This window comes from Clostridium boliviensis, from assembly GCF_033342255.1.
Lineage (GTDB): Bacteria > Bacillota > Clostridia > Lachnospirales > Lachnospiraceae > Lacrimispora > Lacrimispora boliviensis.
This window is the reverse complement of sequence record NZ_JAWONS010000067.1, coordinates 1-369: the sequence shown is the minus strand read 5'-3', so window position 1 is coordinate 369 and position 369 is coordinate 1. Positions and strand designations below refer to the sequence as shown.

Sequence of the window (369 nt, the reverse complement as noted above, 5' to 3'; positions counted from 1 at the left end):
GTTCAGGGCGAACCCGGCCCTGGTGTTCGGTTTGGCGGCCGGATCGCTGTTCCTGTTCTGTGCGGCCGTGTTGTGGCTGATCCCCGAGACGAAACCGGCAAAAGGGCCGGAGAAGGGAAGCGGCGGAGGGTGGAGGGGGGCTTGGCGCTGGCGGGAACACCTTCCCCTTTTTCTCCTGACAACGCTGACCGTCCCCATGTCCCTCCTCTATGGTCAAGTGGATACCAATTTGCCGATCCATCTGAGGGACCATTTTGTCGATTATCAAAGGGTGTTTGCCGTCATGATGACGGTGAACGGCACGATGGTCATGCTGTGCCAGTGGGCCGTTGCAAGTTGGACGGAGCGACTCGATTCCGGGAAGGTGTT

General features: G+C 59.6%; 1 protein-coding gene. It reads left to right on the top strand.

Annotated features, from left to right (window positions below; all coding sequences use genetic code 11):
• Positions 1-369, top strand: a 369-nt coding sequence (locus RZO55_RS02970; protein ID WP_318062805.1) for an MFS transporter, incomplete at both ends; no start/stop codon positions are given.